This is a genomic window from Pectobacterium sp. 1950-15, assembly GCF_037136835.1.
GTDB lineage: Bacteria > Pseudomonadota > Gammaproteobacteria > Enterobacterales > Enterobacteriaceae > Pectobacterium.
On sequence record NZ_JBBBQR010000002.1, the window covers coordinates 75120 to 93667 of the forward strand.

Consider the following 18548-nt stretch of genomic DNA (forward strand, 5'->3'; position numbering starts at 1 on the left):
TAACCCTTCTTGCTGATTAGCAATAACCTTCCACGGCTGCGCGCATGCCGCGCTCAACGATGGTTTGCAACTGTTCAGTCACCTGCGCAGCCAGGCCAGGAACCTGTGTTAAATCCTGTTCCCAGTGATCGGCATCGCGCAGTACTACATTCACCAGTTCAGCCAGGCTGACGGTGTGCTCTTTTACGCCCGCCCACAGCGTGGAATAACGCTCCAGCCAGTGCGCATCGTCCTGCAACGGATAGGTTTGCAGCGTATCGCCTTCACCGCTGCGCTCGCCGCGATAGAACGCAATCAAGGCCGCCAGCGCAAACGTCAGACGCGCAGGCAATTCACCGTGGCGTTCACGGTAGGTCAGCAACTGCGGCAGGATGCGGGTGCGGAATTTGGTCATGCCATTCAGCGAGATAGATAACAGCTGGTGCTGAATGAAGGGGTTACGGAAACGGCTTAACACAGCCTGAGCAAACGACGTCAGTTCGTCATGAGGCAAATCCAATACCGGCACAATCTCTTCGGCAATGGTCTTTTCCACGAATTTGCCAATCAGGGCATCATCCATCGATTCGCCAACGGTATCGAGACCCGCCAGGAATGCCACCGGCACCAGCGCGGTATGGGCTCCGTTGAGAATCGCCACTTTACGTTCTTTATACGGCTTGATGTCATCAACGATACGAACGTTCAGATCCAGTTTGTTCAGACGCAATTCTTCCGCCAGCCACTGTGGCCCCTGAATCACGAACAGGTAGAAATGTTCTGCCGTATCCCAAAAGGTATCCTGGTAGCCCATTTCCTGCTGTAACGCTTCCACTTCAGCACGCGGGTAACCCGTCACAATGCGGTCTACCAGCGTCGAGCAGAAGGTGTTGTGATCGTTCAGCCAGGCAGTAAACGTTGGCGTCAGCTTCCACTGTGCAGCGTAGCGCAGCACCAGCTCTTTCAGCGCTACGCCGTTGTAATCAATCAGTTCGCACGGTAACAGCACCCAACCTTTATCCGCTGCGCCGTCAAAATGGCAGAAACGCTCATACAGCAGACGGGTTAATTTCGCCGGGAAGCTGACAGGCGGCGCATCGTTCAGGCTGTCGTCTGCGTGATAGCTGATACCCGCTTCGGTGGTATTGGAGAAAACGAAACGAATATTTGGATCGTGCGCCAGCGCCAGATACTCATCGAACTGACGGTACACGTTGATTTCACGGTTTACCGAGCGGATCAGACGCGGTTCGCGCACGGCCTCGCCCTGCTCGTTCAGACCACGGATAATGGTGGTGTACAACCCATCCTGGGTATCCAGCGCGGGCGGGAAATCAGAATCGATCGGACGAACAATGACAATGCCCGCATCCAGATCGGTGTGCTCATTCAGCAAATCCAACTGCCAGTCGACGAAAGCGCGCAGGAAATTACCTTCACCAAACTGAATAACCCGATCCGGGTGTTGACGACCAGGGAAGTTACGACGATTTAACGTTTGCATTAACAGGCTACCTTAGGACGAATCTCACATTCAGGGCACGACCGAACCACCGTCATCCTTGCCCTGCTATATTCATATTCACCCGCACCAAATCCCCACCAGTGCCGATGACAAAAAACCGAGACGCCGAGAGCCGCGACGTAAGCCCCTTTGGGAATCTTACTGCCGCGCCTCTCGCGCAATTCACACCTTACGACGCGGCGGAATTACAGCTCGATGGCAAAATAGTTTTTAGCGTTATCGAAACTGATGTTTTTCACCATTTCGCCCAGCAACGGCAGATCGGCTGGCGCTTCGCCATCTTCCACCCAGCGGCCAATCATCTGGCACAGAATGCGGCGGAAATATTCATGACGGGTGTAAGACAGGAAACTGCGGCTATCGGTCAGCATGCCGACAAAGCGGCTCAGCAGCCCAAGCTGCGCGAGCTGGGTCATCTGGCGCTGCATACCGTCTTTCTGATCGTTGAACCACCAACCGGAACCGAACTGCATCTTGCCCGGCATCCCTTCGCCCTGGAAGTTACCGATCATGGTTCCGAGCACTTCGTTATCGCGCGGGTTCAGGCAGTAAAGGATGGTTTTCGGCAGCAGGTTTTCTTCATTCTGCTTGCTGAGCAGGCGAGACAGTTCCTGAGCCAGCGGACGGTCATTGATGGAGTCGAAGCCCACGTCCGGCCCCAGAAGCTTGAACTGACGCAGGTTATTGTTGCGCAGTGCGCCAATGTGGTACTGCTGAACCCAGCCGCGACGCGCATATTCCGCCCCCAGCCAAACCAGCACGCCAGTCTTGAACTGCGCCACTTCATGTTCGCTCAGCGCTTCGCCAGAAAGACGACGCGCCAGAATGTTGTCCAGCGTTGCCTCATCGGCTTCAGCAAACATCACGACATCCAGCGCGTGGTCAGACACTTTACAGCCGTGCGCCGCGAAGTGATCCAGACGCTTGGTCAGCGCAGCTTGCAGATCGCTAAAACGACGAATATCGGTGTCTGACACTTCACCCAGTTTCGCCATATAGTCGTTGAAGGTTGCCAGTTCAATGTTGAACGCTTTATCTGGGCGCCAGCTCGGCAGCACTTTGATAGAGAAGCTCGAATCCTGAGCAACGGTTTTATGGTGGCGCAGATCGTCAATCGGATCGTCCGTCGTACCGACCATTTTCACGTTCATCTGCTGCATGATGCCACGCGCGGTAAAGTCATCGCGCTCCAGCATGGCATTACAGCGATCCCAAATGTCTTTTGCCGTGCTTGGTGACAGCAGCGTGCCGGTTACGCCAAACGGGCGGCGCAGTTCCAGGTGTGTCCAGTGATAAAGCGGGTTGCCGATGGTGTGTGGCACGGTCGCTGCCCAGGCTTCAAATTTTTCCCAGTCGCTGGCATCGCCCGTACACAAACGCTCAGGCACGCCGTTGGTGCGCATCGCACGCCACTTGTAGTGATCGCCTTTCAACCAGATGTCATACAAATTTTTGAAACGATAGTTTTCCGCGATCTGTTCAGGCGGCAGATGGCAGTGGTAGTCAAATATCGGCTGGTCGACGGCGTACTCATGATAAAGACGACGGGCAAATTCACTGTCTAACAGAAAATCTTCACTCAGAAACTGGGGCATGTTTTCTTCCTTACCGTGCTTCTTGTGCACCAAATTAGTTGACCGTTAAAAGATATCACACCAATTATGCGCGATATCTCACAGTATTTGTGAGGTCATGATCGCAAAAATGTAACAAGCAGTACAATAACTCGGCATTTACCGCCTTAAATCGCTCGTCTCTCTCGATTTCAGCGAGCAATTCGTTATTCCGCATAAAAATAATGGTTTTGTGATATCACTCAACTTTTAAAGTTGTATGACAAATTATTGTAGCGCTGCCTTAAGCAGGGATTCAATCGCTATCTCACAAAGAGAAGGGGTTTCCTGCTCAGCACAACAACAAAACGTGTCGTACCACATTACAAGACACCTCACACCGTGACGCTACTCAAGAGCCACCACTGTGTTTTTTATTGACTCGGAGAGAAAGTTAAATGCGTAAAATCAAAGGATTACGCTGGTATATGATCGGCCTGGTGACCATTGGCACCGTGCTGGGATACCTGACGCGTAATGCAATTTCTGTTGCTGCCCCGACGCTACAGGATCAATTGCACATCACCACACAGCAATATTCTTATATTGTTGCTGCCTATTCAGCTTGTTATACCATTATGCAACCCATCGCCGGTTATGTGCTGGATCTGCTGGGTACCAAAATCGGCTATGCCATGTTCGCCATTCTGTGGGCCATCTTCTGTATGGGAACCGCGCTGGCAAACAGCTGGGGGGGTTTAGCGATCGCCCGCGGCGCGGTCGGTATGGCGGAAGCCGCGATGATCCCTGCGGGCCTGAAAGCCAGCAGCGAATGGTTTCCGGCAAAAGAGCGCTCTGTGGCGGTGGGTTACTTCAACGTGGGGTCATCCATCGGCGCAATGATCGCGCCGCCGCTGGTGGTGTGGGCGATTGTGGCACACAGTTGGGAAATGGCTTTTATCATTACCGGTGCGCTGAGCCTGATCTGGGCCATCTGCTGGCTCGTTTTCTATAAGCACCCGAAAGATCAGAAGAAACTCAGCGACGAAGAGCGCGACTATATTCTTAGCGGGCAGGAAGCGCAGCACCAAACCAATAACGCGAAGAAAATGTCTGCCTGGCAGATCCTGCGTAACCGTCAATTCTGGGGTATCGCGCTGCCGCGTTTTCTGGCTGAACCGGCCTGGGGAACATTCAACGCGTGGATCCCGCTATTCATGTTTAAAGCCTACGGCTTTAACCTGAAAGAAATCGCCATGTTCGCGTGGATGCCAATGCTGTTCGCCGATATCGGCTGCATTCTGGGTGGCTACCTGCCGATGCTGTTCCAGAAATATTTCAAAGTGAACCTGATCGTTTCCCGCAAGCTGGTGGTGACCATGGGGGCGATACTGATGATTGCACCGGGGATGATCGGGTTGTTCTCTAGCCCTTACGTCGCCATCGCGCTGCTGTGCGTCGGCGGTTTCGCGCACCAGTCGCTGTCCGGCGCGCTGATTACCCTGTCATCTGACGTCTTTGGCCGTAATGAAGTCGCCACGGCAAACGGCTTAACCGGTATGGCGGCCTGGATGGCAAGCACCATGTTTGCGCTGGTTGTAGGCGCGCTGGCCGATACGTTGGGCTTCAGCCCGCTGTTTGCTGCACTGGCGGTCTTCGACTTGTTAGGCGCCATCGTCATCTGGACGGTGTTGAAAAACCAACCCGCGTCAGAAGTCGCTGCCGCGGCTGAAACCTTGAAAGAAGCCAACCAGCACTGATAATCCCTGCATTATCCTGACTCATCCGGTATGATCGGATACCGGGTGAGTCACCTTTCCCGCAAGAACACACTGCGATAACTGTGACCGCAACATTGGTTGCTGCTATTATTAAGTGGTATAACAAATCATTCCTCAAAGATTAACGAGATAGACACTCAGGCCCTGACGTGGCACATGGACCGTCATCTATCGAGAGTAGACATCATCATGGCACTCACTGAACCCCGACGGCTATACCAGCAGTTAGCCGCAGAATTAAAACAGCGCATCGAAAGCGGTATGTATCAGGTCGGCGAAAAATTACCGGCAGAACGCTATATTTCTGAAGAAATGAACGTCAGCCGCACCGTGGTGCGCGAAGCCATCATCATGCTGGAAGTCGAAGGGTACGTTGAAGTACGCAAGGGTTCAGGCATTCACGTTATTTCCAACCAGCAGAAGAACCCGTTCATTAATAGCGGCGATATTGAATTCGTCGCGGCCGGCCCGTTTGAGCTGCTTCAGGCACGTCAACTCATTGAAAGCAATATTGCTGAATTTGCGGCCACGCAGGTAACCCGTCAGGACATCATCCAACTGATGGAAATTCAGGAATATGCGCGTCAGGAAGACCGCTTCCGTGATTCTCAGTGGGATCTGAAATTCCACGTTCAAGTCGCGCTGGCAACACAAAACTCTGCGATGGCGACTATCGTCGAAAAAATGTGGAGCCAACGGATCCACAATCCTTACTGGCGCAAACTGCATGAGCACATTGACGACAAGTCGATAGAAAGCTGGTGCGAAGAGCACGACCGCATTCTTAAAGCACTGATTCGCAAAGATCCTTACGCCGCCAAGCTGGCCATGTGGCAACATCTCGAAAACACAAAACAGATGCTGTTTCGCGCCACGACGGACGATTTCGAGTTTAACGTCGATCGCTATATGTTCGCCGAAAACCCGGTCGTTCACCTCGACCAGATACACGCCGGTAAGTCTTAAAGCGGTTTTGCCCCTTGTTTTAAACGAGGGGTAACATTTTGGATGCACTGGAAAAGGTCAGAAAACGTTGATTTCTGTCAGCGAGTGTAAAATATCGCAGAAATCCCAACTCTTCCTCGAAAAATCCCCCTAAACCGCCTCAGTTGTCGTAATATTTTCCTGTCTCAGCAACACCTATTTTGTTACAGTTAACGCGTCTTTCTTACGCTTAATCCGTCGCTTTGGATGTAAAGTCAGCCAAGACCAAACAATCCCTACCCGCCTGTTTATCGGGTTCGCAGCGAAAAGCGAGCATCAAGTCAGACACCTGCGTCGCTATTGGGCGGAACAAAACAGAGATCATAAAAAAAATCATAATCCTGCGCCCTGAAAGCACTGTATTCGCTCTTATCATGTCCAGAAGCGTGATTGTCGCCAAGGCTAAATGCAACAGCAGTATTAGGAATACCGGATGGAATTAATCAAAGAACTGTTAAACGCACTCTGGCATCAGGATTTCGATATTTTAGCCGATCCCAAGCTGGTATGGACCATCTACATCTTGCTGTTTTTGATTATCTTTCTGGAAAATGGCCTGCTCCCCGCCGCTTTCCTGCCTGGCGATAGCCTGCTCATTTTGGTCGGCGTCCTCGTTGCCAAAGGCACAATGAATTACCCTTTCACTATATTTCTCCTGACGACAGCCGCCAGCCTCGGCTGCTGGGCCAGCTACATCCAGGGAAGATGGCTTGGTAATACGGGAGTGGTTCAGGGCTGGCTCTCACATTTGCCCGCGCACTATCACCAGCGCGCCCACCAGCTCTTCCACCGTCATGGTCTGTCCGCACTATTAGTTGGCCGCTTTCTGGCTTTTGTAAGAACGTTATTACCGACCATCGCAGGTTTGTCAGGCCTGAATAACGCGCGCTTTCAGTTCTTCAACTGGATGAGCGGGTTCCTGTGGGTGTTTATTCTGGTTACGCTGGGCTTCGCCTTAGGGAAAACAACGATCTTCCTGAAATACGAAGACGAGCTGATGTTCTGCCTGATGATGTTGCCGCTGGCGCTGCTGTTTATCGGACTGTTTGGCTCGCTCTTTGTCCTGTGGCGTAAAAAGCGTGACGCGAAAGCAGATAACGCAGAAAAAGGAAGCTAACCGTGTCAATCCGCTGGTTATTCCCTAAACTTACGCCCAGAAAAGTAGGCCGCATACTGATATTGCTTGCCCTGCCCATTATCGCCTTGACGCAGTCCCAGTCGCCTCGTCATTCCCAGGATGATGCAATGCTGCACATCAAGCCTGACGATGGCGCCGCGCTGCCAGATGGCTTTTACGTGTATCAGCGTCTTAATGAAAAAGGCATTGCAATCAAAAGCATTACACCAGAGCAAGATAGCCTGATCGTCCGTCTTGCCTCGCCAGAACAGAGTATCGCTGCCAGAGATGTCCTGCGATTGTCTCTGCCCAAAGTCACCATTACCGCGCAGCAGGCGACAACCCCAACACCGTTCTGGCAGCAGAAACTGACACAGAAACAATCCAAACTGGGGTGACGAAGATGAAACTATTTCCATCCATCATTGCATTCTCTGTCCTGCTTTCCGGCCACGCGCTGGCGAATACCGCCAATCAGGTGGAAACCTGTCAGCAGAAAGCGCAGGACATTCAGCGCCAAATCGATGAAGCGCGTAAGCACGGCAATCAGAACCGCATCAATGGATTAGAGAAGGCGTTGGACGGCATAAAAACCCACTGTACGGATGCCGGTCTGGCTGAGAAACGTCAGGAAGCGATTGCGGAAAAGCGTAAAGACGTCGCTGAACGCCAGCAGGAACTGAACGAAAGCCGGCAGAAAAGGGATGACGCCGAGAAGATCCTCAAACGCGAAAGAAAGCTGGCTGAAGCCGAGCAGGAATTACGCGCAGCGGAACGTGCCGCATCGCAATAACCCATCAATATATTGTCCCTATAAAACACACAGCAATTGTTCGTTTTATATTCAAAAACCAAATCACTAAAATTTACAGCGAGTTATCAGAATTGTCCGTACCCGTTTGGGGCGGCATAAATTTCAGCTTCAGCTATAGTTAGCGTTCAGGTTTATAACACGAAGGGTTATTAATATGGCTAAAGATCAAAATTCTGAATACCTACGCGCCGAATTGAAATCACTGGCGGATACGTTGGAAGAAGTCTTAAGCACCTCCAGCGATAAATCTAAAGCGGAACTCGACAAACTGCGCAATAAGGCAGAAAGCGCGCTGAAAGAAACCCGTAGCCGCCTGAGCGATACCGGTGAGCGCATCGCCTCCCAAACCAAAGAAGCGGTTGAATCGGCGGACGACTATGTACGACAGAACCCGTGGACGGGTGTCGGTATTGGTGCCGCTGTCGGCGTCGTGCTTGGTGTCCTGCTGTCTCGTCGCTAATTAGCGGCTTGTTATGACTTAGCGGATCGTTATGACGGATAAATCACAACAAGGCCCCGCAAGCGGGGTCATGGCTTCTGCTCAGCGCATCATCTCCATTATTGTCAGCATGGTTGAAAGCCGTGTCCGACTCGCCGTAATTGAGTTAGAGGAAGAAAAAACCAATCTGATTCAGTTGCTGATGATGGTCGGTCTGACGCTGATTTTCGCCACCTTTGGCATTATGAGCCTGATTGCGCTCATCATCTGGGGTATCGACCCGCAATATCGTCTCTTTGCGCTGGGGTGTATCACCGCCACATTGCTTGGACTAGCGCTGATAGGCGGCATCTGGACGCTGCTGAAGGTACGTCGTTCCACCCTGCTCAAGGCAACACGTAAGGAACTGGCGACTGATAGATCGCTGTTGGAGGAAGATCCTAAATGAGCCAGCGTCAGCAGCGAGACAGAGAAAAAGCCCAACTACTGCGCCAGATACAGCAACAGCGGCTGGATTTATCGGCAGGTAAGAAACACTGGCTGGATACCACCGCTCGTTACGATCGCGGCTGGCAAAGCCTGATGCAGTGGCGTAAATACTGGATCGTGGGCTCCAGCCTCGTCGCGCTCTATGGCGTGCGCCACCCCAGCCGCATGATTCGCTGGGGACGCCGCCTCGTCGGGCTGTGGGGGACATTCAGGCTCGTCCGAAAAACCTTTGATCCACGTTCGTAATCCTCCTATCGCATCGGCGATCGGCCTTTCCTGTACGGCATTCTTCATCTTACTTTTGCCCAACGCGCTCACGTCGTGGCGGCGCGTTCTCGTAACATTAACCAAACATCAATTTTTCTGAAATAAAACAACAATTATACTCGCTGGTAGCGCAAATCATCTCTCTATACTATCTGCCCATAACCTGATGGCGGGCCAAGTTTTCAGACAACACCTGCTACAACAAACACGACAGGGCGATATAGCCCACAACAAAATCAATTGGAGAGATGATGAAAAATTTAGAAAGCACTGCACTGCTGGTTGCACGTATCTTAATGCCGATTCTGTTTATCGTTGCAGGTTACGGTAAGCTGGGTGATGCCTATGCAGGCACACAACAATACATGCAGGCGATGGGCGTACCCACCTTCCTGCTGCCACTGACGATTCTGCTGGAACTGGGTGGTGGTCTGGCGGTGCTGTTCGGTCTGCTGACACGTACCGTTGCACTGTTCACGGCGGGCTTTACCCTGCTGACCGCACTGATTTTCCACTCTAACTTTGCGGAAGGCATGAACCAACTGATGTTCATGAAAAACCTGACCATCGCTGGCGGCTACCTCCTGCTGGCTGTAACCGGTCCAGGCGCATTCAGTATCGACCGCCTGCTGGGCAAAAAGTGGTAAGACAAGCCTTGTCCGGCCTGTACTACACTTAATAGTCGAATAACGAATTAGACGGCAAGCCTACCAGGCTTGCCGTCGTCTTATCATCACTCACTAACGGGAGGATTTATGGGACAACTGGTTGACGGCGTATGGCACGATACCTGGTATGAAACCAAATCTACCGGCGGTCACTTTAAGCGCTCAGAATCCGCATTCCGCAACTGGGTAACGCCCGATGGCGCACCTGGCCTCACTGGCAAAGGTGGCTTTCCTGCCCAGTCCGGTCGTTATCATCTCTATGTTTCCCTTGCTTGCCCGTGGGCACACCGCACACTACTCATGCGGCAGTTAAAAGGGTTAGAAGATCATATCGCCGTTTCGGTGGTGCATCCGCTCATGCTGGATCACGGCTGGACGTTCGGCACCGATTTTGAGGGGGCAACGGGTGATTCACTCTATCAGCACGAATTCCTCTATCAACTCTACCTGCACGCCAAGCCGGACTACAGTGGTCGGGTGACCGTGCCCGTCCTGTGGGACACCGAGCAGCACACCATTGTCAGTAACGAATCCTCCGATATCATCCGTATGCTGAACAGCGCTTTTGACGGCGTGGGAGCCACGGCGGGAGATTACTATCCAGAAGCGCTACGCGCTCAGATTGATGAATTGAACGGCTGGATTTACGATAAAGTGAACAACGGCGTTTACAAAGCCGGTTTTGCAACGAGCCAGTCAGCCTATGATGAATCCGCGACGACCGTTTTCGCCGCGTTATCCGATCTGGAAGCCATACTGGCAAAACAGCGCTACCTCACCGGTGAGCAGTTAACCGAAGCCGATCTGCGGCTGTGGACGACGCTGATCCGTTTTGATCCGGTCTATCACACGCATTTTAAATGCGATAAATATCGCCTGAGTGATTATCCAAACTTGTTCGGTTTTCTGCGTGATATTTATCAGATGCCCGGCATCGCCGATACCGTCGATATGGCGCACATTCGCCACCACTACTATCGTAGCCACGGCACGATTAATCCACATGGCGTGATTTCACTGGGCCCAGAGCAAGATCTGAACCAGCCTCATCAGCGTGATAAGACGTTTGTCAGTTTATACTGAAGTGTTTGTCGATTAGCGATGAAGCGCAAGGCAAGGTGTTGCCCACACCTTGCCGTAATAAAGCGCGGAATTTAGGGCTGGTTCAGCAGCTTCGGAATTTCACGCAGGAACCAGGATTTCGCCTCGCCCATGCTGTCTCGCCGCCACGCCATAATAATCTGGCTTTCCATCTGATGCTCCGGACCAATCACCAGTAAACGCCCTTCGGCAATATCTTGCGCCACCATTGGATAAGGCATGGTCGCGACGCCTAATCCCGCCAGCAGCGCACGCCGTTTATCATCCAGCGAGCTCACCGTCAGACGCTGCTGTTTATCCAACAGTTGTACGGTCAGTACCGGGCGCTCGCGCGCCGTGTCCGCCACCGCAATCCCACGGTATTTCACCCGTGTCGCATCCGACAACGGTTCAGGTTCCTGATGAATCGGGTGCTCTGGGCTGGCGACATACACGTTATTCATCGTGTACAGCTTGCGGGTATTCATTTCTGAAGACGCGCGAAAATGCATGTCCGGCGCAATCACGATATCGGCACGCCCTTGCTCAAGGCGCTCCCACGCGCCCGCCAGCACTTCCGTCAGAATCGACACCTGCGTATTCGCTTTGAGCGCCAGCTTATCGATTAAGGGAAAAAGTCGCTGAGTCGGAATAAGCGCTTCCGTCACAATCGTCAGGTGCGTTTCCCAGCCACGCGCCAGCGCTTCCGCATCCGTAGTGAGCTTATCCGCGGCTTCCAGCAGGATACGTCCACGTTCCAGCAGCATGCGCCCGACATTCGTGAATTTAGTACGATGCCCGGAACGATCGAACAACACCACATCTAACTCTTCTTCCAGTTTCTGCATGGTATAGCTCAGTGCCGAAGGCACCCTACCCAGTTCGTCTGCCGCAGCGGCAAAGCTGCCACGACGATCGATCGCATCCATAACCCTCAAGGCTTCCAGCGTCAATGCTCGTTCTTTCGCCATCTTCGTACTCATTCAGGAATTTTGAATATACCCACCAGATTAACTAGCTAACAATCCAACGTCCACACAATTACTATCGGTTTAAGAAATAATTATCTGGGGGGATAAAGATTATGATCACACGAAGAGCAGCGGGGCAATGCGGCCAGGCCGACTATGGCTGGTTGCAGGCACGCTATACATTCTCTTTTGGTCACTATTTTGACCCACAGCTGCTGGGCTACGCCTCTCTGCGCGTGCTCAATCAGGAAGTATTGGCGCCGGGGGCATCATTCCAGCCGCGAACCTACCCACGGGTTGATATCCTGAATATTATTCTTCAGGGTGAGGCAGAATACCGCGACAGCAATGGCTGCCACATTCAGGCCAAAGCCGGAGATGTGCTGCTGCTCGCCACTCAGCCAAACGTCAGCTATAGCGAACATAATACCAACGCCAGTAAGCCACTGACGCGGCTGCAATTATGGCTGAACGCCTGCCAGACCCGCGAGAACAGCCCGTTACAGCGTATGGAATTAGATTCATCAAGCCATACTCTGCTTGCCTCGCCGGAAGGTGAACAGACCAGCCTGCAACTGCGCCAACAGGTTTGGATCCATCACGTCGATCTCCAGCAGAATGAGCAAAGCACGATCGCGCTACAGGGCAATCAGGCATACCTCCAGTTGATCCACGGTTCAATGGTGGTAAAAGGTAATCAGAGCAGTGAAGCCCTACACTGCGGCGATGGCGCCTTTATCAAAGAAGAAACAACGTTGACGCTACGGGCAGACGCACCTTTGCGGGCGCTGCTTATCGACTTGGTCGTGTAGCGTTCTGCCCGTTGCTTTATCAGGAAAACGCCGCCAGTTCGGCGTTTTTATTCAGCCGTGGTAAGATATCCGTCTTGTTCCTCAATGCGTCAGGGTGATATGACAATGGATTCAACCAAACAGGACAAACTTCTTGCCCAGGCTGAACAGATTTGTCAGCAGCGCGCTGTGCGTCTCACGCCGCAGCGGTTAGAGGTTTTACGCCTAATGGCACAGCAGTCCGGTGCTATCAGCGCTTATGACCTGCTGGATCTGCTGCGAGTTTCCGAACCTCAGGCCAAACCGCCGACCGTCTACCGCGCACTGGATTTTCTGCTGGAACAAGGCTTCATTCATCGAGTCGAGTCAAACAACAGCTATGTGCTGTGTCACCATATCGAAGACCACAGCCATACGTCAGCTCTGTTCATCTGCGATCGCTGCGGGCAGGTTACGGAACGTCAAACCGAAGGTGTGGAAGAAACACTGCGTAGCCTAGCACAGCAGTCAGGATTTACGCTGCGCCACAGCGTTGTGGAAGCGCACGGGCTGTGTGGTGGCTGTCAGGAAGTGGCATCGTGCAAACAGCCAGACCATTGCGATCACGACCACACCGTTCCGATTAAAAAGCGTTAACCTCTATTAAAAAACGATAGCCCCGAGGGCTATCGTCCCTTTCTGCGAAGAAGCATCACGTTCACTACCAGTGATATTTGTGGTGTTCTTCCCAGTGCTTCACTTCTTTCTCTGCCGCTTCTTTTGCGTATCCGTAACGTTCCTGGATTCTCCCCACCAGTTGGTCACGTTTACCTTCGATGACCGTCAGATCGTCATCCGTTAATTTGCCCCATTGCTCTTTCGCTTTACCTTTAAACTGTTTCCAGTTACCGCTGGCTTGGTCTTTATTCATAAGAATCTCCGTACCTGAGGTGTATTGCGCATAAACGAATCATGACTACCGACGTAGGCGTCAGTGTCAGATAAATCGGTCTATTCAGTAAGCAGCGTCATCATGGTGCGAACCATCACGGTGTTCTTCGCCACTGTCTCCCTTGATTGCCGGGCTAACCTAAATGTGATGGCAGATGATCAATCACAAAACGACAAAATAAAGATTAAAATGCTTACATTGATAAAAATCATAGCCGAATATTTTAATGAAAATGAAAAATAAGGAATCCGTAGCTGAAAAAGGCGTTGGGCACGAGAAAATCACCGCAAAAAGCAGTGGAAAAACAGGCGGTAAGGGGAATCGTAGAAAATACGCGCTAAATGTAACGAAATATATACAGCTAGCCGATTAACATGCGGGGAAACTCACATATGAAGCAATTCACACATGAAGCGATTAACACAAAGAGGATGATGCACTAACTCAGCAAACGAGCAGTGCATCTCGATGAACCGTTAGCTCCAATCGCTGTTACGAATAACGCCAACCGCTAAGCCTTCTATCGAAAAGCTTTGTTGACGCAGATCGACAACAATCGGGGCAAACTCTTCGTTTTCCGCGAGAAGATGCACCGTATTGCCCTGCTTTTTCAGGCGCTTCACCGTCACTTCATCATCAATACGCGCGACGACAATCTGCCCATTGCGTACATCTTCTGTTTTATGCACGGCCAGTAAATCGCCATCCATAATACCGATGTCTTTCATCGACATACCGCTCACCCGCAGCAAAAAGTCAGCGCTGGGTTTGAACATGGCAGGGTCAACCTGATAGTGACATTCGATATGTTCCTGCGCCAGCAGAGGCTCACCAGCTGCCACGCGACCAACCAGGGGAATACCCGTCTCTTCTTCCATCAGCAGACGAATACCGCGAGAAGCACCCGATACAATTTCAATCACGCCTTTACGCGCCAGCGCTTTAAGATGTTCTTCAGCCGCATTCGGAGAGCGAAACCCCAGCTGTTGAGCAATTTCCGCGCGCGTTGGCGGCATTCCGGTCTGCGCAATATGATCGCGGATCAGGTCATAAACCTGCTGCTGCCTTGCTGTTAATACTTTCATTCCGCCCCCTGGTTGTTTATACAGTCTTGCTGTGAGTATATACAGGTAAGCCACAATTGGGAATGGAGATATCGGCAAAGCCTCTGACTTTTATTCATTTATGCGTACCGTCAGGCAAAATGTTGCCAGAGGATGCTGCCCCACACGACAGCCGCTAACACGATGGCAACAAAAACAGCCGCCGAGCCGATATCTTTCGCCCGGCCGGATAATTCGTGATGCTCGAGGCCAATACGATCGACAACCGCTTCAATCGCGCTGTTAGCCAACTCAAAGAGCATAATCAATACGACGGACCCGATCAGCAGGAGCTTTTCGACCAGGGTAACCGGCAGCAAACACGCGATAATCACGCCGACAACCGTCAGTATTGTTTCCTGACGAAACGCCGCCTCATGCTGCCACGCCTGCTTTAGCCCCTTAAGGGAATAACCGGTCGCCTTAATAATCCGGGTCATCCCCGTTGCTTTATTCATTTATCCTCCATTCTTTACGTAAAATAGTTCGCATTTTAACGCGCTTACGTTGTCTCACCACCACAGATTTCCGACGCAGTTTCTGGTATCCTTGCGGCGCATTGCTAACAAGAGGCTTCAAGTTGTTATGTCAGGTTGGCGTAAAATTTACTATAAACTATTGAATCTCCCACTGAAACTGCTGGTTAAAAGCAAAGTTATTCCCGCAGATCCCGTGGTCGAGTTGGGGTTAGATCCCTCACGTCCTATACTCTATGTTCTGCCTTATAATTCTCAGGCAGATCTCTTGACGCTACGTGCGAAGTGCCTGGCATTGGGGTTACCCGATCCCTCGCAGTCGTTCGAATTCAGCGGCGTCGAACTCCCCAGCCACGTCTTTATTAATGACGGGCCGCGAGTCTTCCGCTATTACGTTCCCAAGCAGAAATCCGTCAAACTGTTCCACGACTATCTGGACTTGCATCGCGCCAATCCAGATTTAGACGTACAGATGGTGCCGGTTTCCGTGATGTTTGGGCGCTCTCCGGGTCGGGAAGGCCATGCTCAGGCCGCACCGCACCTGCGCTTGCTCAACGGTATCGAGAAATTCTTCGCCGTCCTGTGGCTAGGCCGCGACAGTTTTGTCCGCTTCTCTAGCCCGGTGTCGCTGCGCTATATGGCGACCGAACATGGCACTGACAAAACCATAGCTCACAAACTGGCGCGCGTCGCGCGTATGCACTTCTCTCGCCAGCGTTTGGCGGCAGTTGGCCCGCGCTTGCCGGTACGTCAGGAGCTATTTAACAAGCTGCTGGATTCCAAAGCGATCAAGAAAGCCGTGGACGATGAGGCGCGCAGTAAGAAGATTTCTACTGAGAAAGCGCAGCAGAACGCGATTGCGCTGATGGAAGAAATCGCCGCCGACTTCTCCTATGAGGCCGTGCGTCTGTCGGATCGTGTCTTAAGCTGGACGTGGAACCGCCTTTATCAAGGGATCAACGTCCATAACGCCGAACGCGTTCGCCAGCTGGCGCAGGATGGTCACGGCATTGTCTATGTGCCCTGCCACCGCAGCCACATGGATTATCTGCTGCTGTCCTACGTCCTGTACCATCAGGGCTTAGTGCCGCCGCACATCGCCGCAGGCATCAACCTTAATTTCTGGCCGGCAGGCCCGATCTTCCGCCGTCTTGGCGCTTTCTTCATTCGTCGTACCTTCAAGGGCAACAAGCTGTATTCCACGATTTTCCGTGAGTATCTGGGTGAACTGTTTGCCCGTGGCTATTCGGTGGAATATTTCATGGAAGGCGGGCGCTCGCGCACGGGCCGTCTGTTGGAACCCAAAACTGGTACGCTGGCGATGACGATTCAGGCCATGCTCAGAGGCGGCACGCGCCCCATCACGCTGGTGCCGATTTATGTCGGCTACGAGCATGTAATGGAAGTCGGCACCTATGCGAAAGAGCTGCGCGGCGCGGTGAAGGAAAAAGAAGGCTTTATGCAGATGGTACGCGGTTTGCGCAAACTGCGTAATCTCGGTCAGGGGTATGTGAACTTCGGTGAACCGCTCCCGTTGACCACCTATCTGAACCAGCATGTTCCGCAATGGCGTGATGCGATTGATCCCATTGAAGCACAGCGCCCAAGCTGGCTAACGCCGACGGTGCAGGATATCTCTATGGATATCATGGTGCGCATCAATAATTCTGCGGCAGCAAATGCGATGAACCTGTGTTCTACCGCCTTGTTGGCATCGCGTCAGCGCTCACTGACGCGCGAGCAAATGCAAGAGCAGCTGGATTGCTATCTGCAACTACTGCGTCAGGTTCCTTACCACAAAGATATTACGGTTCCCAAAAAGACAGCGGATGAACTGTTGGAACATGCGCTGAGCATGAACAAGTTCGAAGTCGAGAAGGACAGCATTGGCGATATCATCATTCTGCCGCGCGAACAGGCTGTTCTGATGACATACTATCGCAATAACATCCAGCATCTGTTGGTGTTACCGTCGCTGATCGCCAGCATCGTCATCCACCACCGTCGGATTACGCTTGCCGAAGTTGTGCGCCAGATCGCGCTGATTTATCCGCTGCTGCAATCCGAACTGTTCCTGCATTATTCCAAAGAGCAGTTACCGGGCGTGCTGGAAACGTTGGCTAATGAACTGATTCAACAGCAGCTGCTGTGCAGCCGTGACGGTGAACTGGCTATCAACCCGCCACGTATCCGTACGCTGCAATTGCTGTCAGCTGGCGTACGTGAAACGCTGCAACGCTATGCGATTACGTTGTCGTTGCTGTGTGCGAATCCAGAAATCAACCGCGGAACGCTGGAGAAGGAAAGCCGGAACATGGCACAACGCCTGTCCGTCCTGCACGGCATCAATGCGCCAGAGTTCTTTGATAAAGCGGTGTTCTCAACGCTGGTCGCTACCTTACGGACAGAAGGGTATATCACCGACAGTGTGGACGCGGCGCAAGGCGATATCGTGGCGATCTACAACATCCTCGGCGATCTGATCACCCCGGAAGTACGCTTGACCATTGAAAGCGCCAGCTCATCCGCTGAAATGGAAGCCGAAAGTCAGGCAGTGGAAGAGACAACGCAGGAGTAGTCAGGCGAGAAAATGGCGGACAATACGCCGCCATCAAGCCGCAGGTGCGTTTAGCATGACAAACGCATCTGAATGTTCTGCCATAAAAAAAGCAGCGAGAAATCGCTGCTTTTTTGTTTCTGATATTCAGCTTACAGGCCAAACAGCACACCGATAAATATCGCCATTCCCGCGTATTTATTGTTGTGAAACGCCTTAAAACAGGCGTCGCGCTCGCGCCCGGCCGTGAGTATTTGCTGATAGATAAACATCCCGCCAGCCACCAACAGCGAAATGTAGTACGGTGTTCCCAATCCGCTGATCTTTCCTAAAATCACCAGCAGCGCCAACATGCTAAACTGCAATAGCCCGATGATGAGATTGTCAAAACGGCCAAACAAGATCGCGGTGGATTTCACGCCGATCTTCAGATCGTCGTCACGATCGACCATCGCATATTGGGTATCGTAGGCGACCGTCCAGCAGATATACGCCAAAAACATCATCCAACAGGTTACCGGCAGGCTTTCACTCACCGCGGCATACGCCATCGGAATTGACCAGCCAAATGCCGCACCCAGCACAAACTGAGGAAGATGGCTGACCCGTTTCATAAACGGATAGACCCATGCCAGCCCCAACCCCGCAACGGACAGCCAGATCGTCATCTTATTCAGCGTCAGCACCAGACCGAACGCCAGCAAGACCAGCACGACAAACAGCACTTTGGCAGCTTGCTCGCTCACCTCGCCACTGGGTAATGGGCGAGAAGCGGTACGTTTTACATGGCCGTCAAAATGCCGGTCGGCATAGTCATTGATGACGCAGCCCGCCGCTCGCATCAAGAAAACGCCAGCGACAAACACAAAGAGCGTCCACGGCGCAGGCACTCCCCCTCCCGCCAGCCACAGCGCCCATAGCGTTGGCCACAGCAGCAGCAGAGAACCTATCGGTTTATCAATTCGCATCAAGCGACAATAAGCCAGCCATTTCCCTGCTGTAACACTTCTTTCCAAGGATTTA

20 protein-coding genes are annotated in these 18548 nt (G+C 52.3%); 13 read left to right on the plus strand and 7 right to left on the minus strand.

The genetic code is table 11. The features are described from left to right. Positions 1 to 16 precede the first annotated feature (16 nt). Entirely contained in the window at positions 17 to 1483 is a 1467-nt protein-coding gene (locus WCT94_RS02435) for a tagaturonate reductase (protein ID WP_336867727.1), read from the minus strand. 206 nt (positions 1484 to 1689) lie between these two features. Next, a complete protein-coding gene (gene uxaC, locus WCT94_RS02440) occupies positions 1690 to 3099 on the minus strand; it encodes a glucuronate isomerase (protein ID WP_336867729.1) in 1410 nt (469 codons plus the stop codon). Positions 3100 to 3515: 416 nt separating this feature from the next. Between uxaC and WCT94_RS02445 the strand changes: the two genes are divergently transcribed. The 10 genes from WCT94_RS02445 to WCT94_RS02490 all read left to right on the plus strand — a co-directional run bounded on the left by WCT94_RS02445 (position 3516) and on the right by WCT94_RS02490 (position 10699). Next, positions 3516 to 4817, plus strand: a complete 1302-nt coding sequence (locus WCT94_RS02445) for an MFS transporter (RefSeq protein WP_336867732.1) — start codon at positions 3516 to 3518, stop codon at positions 4815 to 4817. Between the two features lie 210 nt (positions 4818 to 5027). Beyond that, complete coding sequence (exuR, locus tag WCT94_RS02450; RefSeq protein WP_012773234.1) at positions 5028 to 5804, plus strand: transcriptional regulator ExuR; 777 nt, start codon at positions 5028 to 5030, stop codon at positions 5802 to 5804. Positions 5805 to 6255: 451 nt separating this feature from the next. Further along, entirely contained in the window at positions 6256 to 6939 is a 684-nt protein-coding gene (locus WCT94_RS02455; RefSeq protein ID WP_336867734.1) for a DedA family protein, read from the plus strand. A 2-nt stretch (positions 6940 to 6941) separates the two neighbouring features. Next, a complete protein-coding gene (gene mzrA / locus WCT94_RS02460; RefSeq protein ID WP_271875963.1) occupies positions 6942 to 7337 on the plus strand; it encodes an EnvZ/OmpR regulon moderator MzrA in 396 nt (131 codons plus the stop codon). Between the two features lie 5 nt (positions 7338 to 7342). Next, a complete protein-coding gene (locus WCT94_RS02465) occupies positions 7343 to 7732 on the plus strand; it encodes a DUF1090 domain-containing protein (RefSeq protein WP_336867737.1) in 390 nt (129 codons plus the stop codon). A 175-nt stretch (positions 7733 to 7907) separates the two neighbouring features. Continuing rightward, positions 7908 to 8213, plus strand: a complete 306-nt coding sequence (locus WCT94_RS02470; protein ID WP_005971326.1) for a DUF883 family protein — start codon at positions 7908 to 7910, stop codon at positions 8211 to 8213. Positions 8214 to 8244: 31 nt separating this feature from the next. Next, a complete protein-coding gene (locus tag WCT94_RS02475; protein ID WP_194431549.1) occupies positions 8245 to 8640 on the plus strand; it encodes a phage holin family protein in 396 nt (131 codons plus the stop codon). Then, a complete protein-coding gene (locus WCT94_RS02480) occupies positions 8637 to 8927 on the plus strand; it encodes a YqjK-like family protein (protein WP_336867741.1) in 291 nt (96 codons plus the stop codon). The genes WCT94_RS02475 and WCT94_RS02480 overlap by 4 nt, the downstream gene beginning before the upstream one ends. Positions 8928 to 9199: 272 nt before the next feature. Continuing rightward, a complete protein-coding gene (locus tag WCT94_RS02485; protein ID WP_010298854.1) occupies positions 9200 to 9595 on the plus strand; it encodes a DoxX family protein in 396 nt (131 codons plus the stop codon). 108 nt (positions 9596 to 9703) lie between these two features. After that, entirely contained in the window at positions 9704 to 10699 is a 996-nt protein-coding gene (locus WCT94_RS02490) for a glutathione S-transferase family protein (RefSeq protein ID WP_336867743.1), read from the plus strand. 71 nt (positions 10700 to 10770) lie between these two features. Here the strand turns inward: WCT94_RS02490 and WCT94_RS02495 are convergent, their stop codons facing one another. Then, the gene (locus tag WCT94_RS02495) at positions 10771 to 11667 is read right to left on the minus strand and encodes a LysR family transcriptional regulator (RefSeq protein WP_039352134.1); all 897 of its coding nucleotides are present in this window, start codon (positions 11665 to 11667) and stop codon (positions 10771 to 10773) included. 113 nt (positions 11668 to 11780) lie between these two features. On the opposite strand from WCT94_RS02495, the gene WCT94_RS02500 reads away from it, so the two are divergent. Together WCT94_RS02500 and zur are read left to right on the plus strand one after the other, a co-directional pair. Further along, positions 11781 to 12479: a pirin family protein gene (locus WCT94_RS02500; RefSeq protein ID WP_336867745.1), complete on the plus strand. Its 699-nt coding sequence runs from the start codon at positions 11781 to 11783 to the stop codon at positions 12477 to 12479. Positions 12480 to 12584: 105 nt separating this feature from the next. Next, a complete protein-coding gene (gene zur, locus WCT94_RS02505) occupies positions 12585 to 13094 on the plus strand; it encodes a zinc uptake transcriptional repressor Zur (protein WP_010298842.1) in 510 nt (169 codons plus the stop codon). Between the two features lie 64 nt (positions 13095 to 13158). Here the strand turns inward: zur and WCT94_RS02510 are convergent, their stop codons facing one another. The 3 genes from WCT94_RS02510 to WCT94_RS02520 all read right to left on the minus strand — a co-directional run bounded on the left by WCT94_RS02510 (position 13159) and on the right by WCT94_RS02520 (position 14950). Next, a complete protein-coding gene (locus tag WCT94_RS02510) occupies positions 13159 to 13368 on the minus strand; it encodes a CsbD family protein (protein ID WP_010298839.1) in 210 nt (69 codons plus the stop codon). Between the two features lie 497 nt (positions 13369 to 13865). After that, positions 13866 to 14474, minus strand: coding sequence for a transcriptional repressor LexA (lexA, locus tag WCT94_RS02515; protein WP_010282910.1), 609 nt, complete (start codon positions 14472 to 14474; stop codon positions 13866 to 13868). 110 nt (positions 14475 to 14584) lie between these two features. After that, positions 14585 to 14950 (minus strand): diacylglycerol kinase, encoded by a 366-nt coding sequence (locus tag WCT94_RS02520; RefSeq protein WP_336867747.1) that lies wholly within the window; start codon positions 14948 to 14950, stop codon positions 14585 to 14587. A 127-nt stretch (positions 14951 to 15077) separates the two neighbouring features. Between WCT94_RS02520 and plsB the strand changes: the two genes are divergently transcribed. Beyond that, on the plus strand, positions 15078 to 17546 hold the full coding sequence (gene plsB, locus WCT94_RS02525) for a glycerol-3-phosphate 1-O-acyltransferase PlsB (RefSeq protein ID WP_336867749.1): 2469 nt from the start codon (positions 15078 to 15080) through the stop codon (positions 17544 to 17546). A 131-nt stretch (positions 17547 to 17677) separates the two neighbouring features. Here plsB and ubiA read toward each other — a convergent pair whose 3' ends face one another. Next, on the minus strand, positions 17678 to 18541 hold the full coding sequence (ubiA, locus tag WCT94_RS02530; RefSeq protein WP_336867751.1) for a 4-hydroxybenzoate octaprenyltransferase: 864 nt from the start codon (positions 18539 to 18541) through the stop codon (positions 17678 to 17680). Positions 18542 to 18548: the final 7 nt, after the last annotated feature.

What these genes read in the sequence shown, in the direction of transcription:
- WCT94_RS02445 (WP_336867732.1), top strand. Translation starts at nt 3,516, where the DNA reads ATGCGTAAAATCAAAGGATTACGCTGGTATATGATCGGCCTGGTGACC.
- uxaC (WP_336867729.1), bottom strand. Translation starts at nt 3,099, where the DNA reads ATGCCCCAGTTTCTGAGTGAAGATTTTCTGTTAGACAGTGAATTTGCC.
- WCT94_RS02485 (WP_010298854.1), top strand. Translation starts at nt 9,200, where the DNA reads ATGAAAAATTTAGAAAGCACTGCACTGCTGGTTGCACGTATCTTAATG.
- WCT94_RS02480 (WP_336867741.1), top strand. Translation starts at nt 8,637, where the DNA reads ATGAGCCAGCGTCAGCAGCGAGACAGAGAAAAAGCCCAACTACTGCGC.
- WCT94_RS02470 (WP_005971326.1), top strand. Translation starts at nt 7,908, where the DNA reads ATGGCTAAAGATCAAAATTCTGAATACCTACGCGCCGAATTGAAATCA.
- WCT94_RS02520 (WP_336867747.1), bottom strand. Translation starts at nt 14,950, where the DNA reads ATGAATAAAGCAACGGGGATGACCCGGATTATTAAGGCGACCGGTTAT.
- exuR (WP_012773234.1), top strand. Translation starts at nt 5,028, where the DNA reads ATGGCACTCACTGAACCCCGACGGCTATACCAGCAGTTAGCCGCAGAA.
- WCT94_RS02475 (WP_194431549.1), top strand. Translation starts at nt 8,245, where the DNA reads ATGACGGATAAATCACAACAAGGCCCCGCAAGCGGGGTCATGGCTTCT.
- WCT94_RS02495 (WP_039352134.1), bottom strand. Translation starts at nt 11,667, where the DNA reads ATGGCGAAAGAACGAGCATTGACGCTGGAAGCCTTGAGGGTTATGGAT.
- WCT94_RS02490 (WP_336867743.1), top strand. Translation starts at nt 9,704, where the DNA reads ATGGGACAACTGGTTGACGGCGTATGGCACGATACCTGGTATGAAACC.
- WCT94_RS02465 (WP_336867737.1), top strand. Translation starts at nt 7,343, where the DNA reads ATGAAACTATTTCCATCCATCATTGCATTCTCTGTCCTGCTTTCCGGC.
- WCT94_RS02500 (WP_336867745.1), top strand. Translation starts at nt 11,781, where the DNA reads ATGATCACACGAAGAGCAGCGGGGCAATGCGGCCAGGCCGACTATGGC.
- lexA (WP_010282910.1), bottom strand. Translation starts at nt 14,474, where the DNA reads ATGAAAGTATTAACAGCAAGGCAGCAGCAGGTTTATGACCTGATCCGC.
- WCT94_RS02455 (WP_336867734.1), top strand. Translation starts at nt 6,256, where the DNA reads ATGGAATTAATCAAAGAACTGTTAAACGCACTCTGGCATCAGGATTTC.
- WCT94_RS02510 (WP_010298839.1), bottom strand. Translation starts at nt 13,368, where the DNA reads ATGAATAAAGACCAAGCCAGCGGTAACTGGAAACAGTTTAAAGGTAAA.
- plsB (WP_336867749.1), top strand. Translation starts at nt 15,078, where the DNA reads ATGTCAGGTTGGCGTAAAATTTACTATAAACTATTGAATCTCCCACTG.
- WCT94_RS02435 (WP_336867727.1), bottom strand. Translation starts at nt 1,483, where the DNA reads ATGCAAACGTTAAATCGTCGTAACTTCCCTGGTCGTCAACACCCGGAT.
- zur (WP_010298842.1), top strand. Translation starts at nt 12,585, where the DNA reads ATGGATTCAACCAAACAGGACAAACTTCTTGCCCAGGCTGAACAGATT.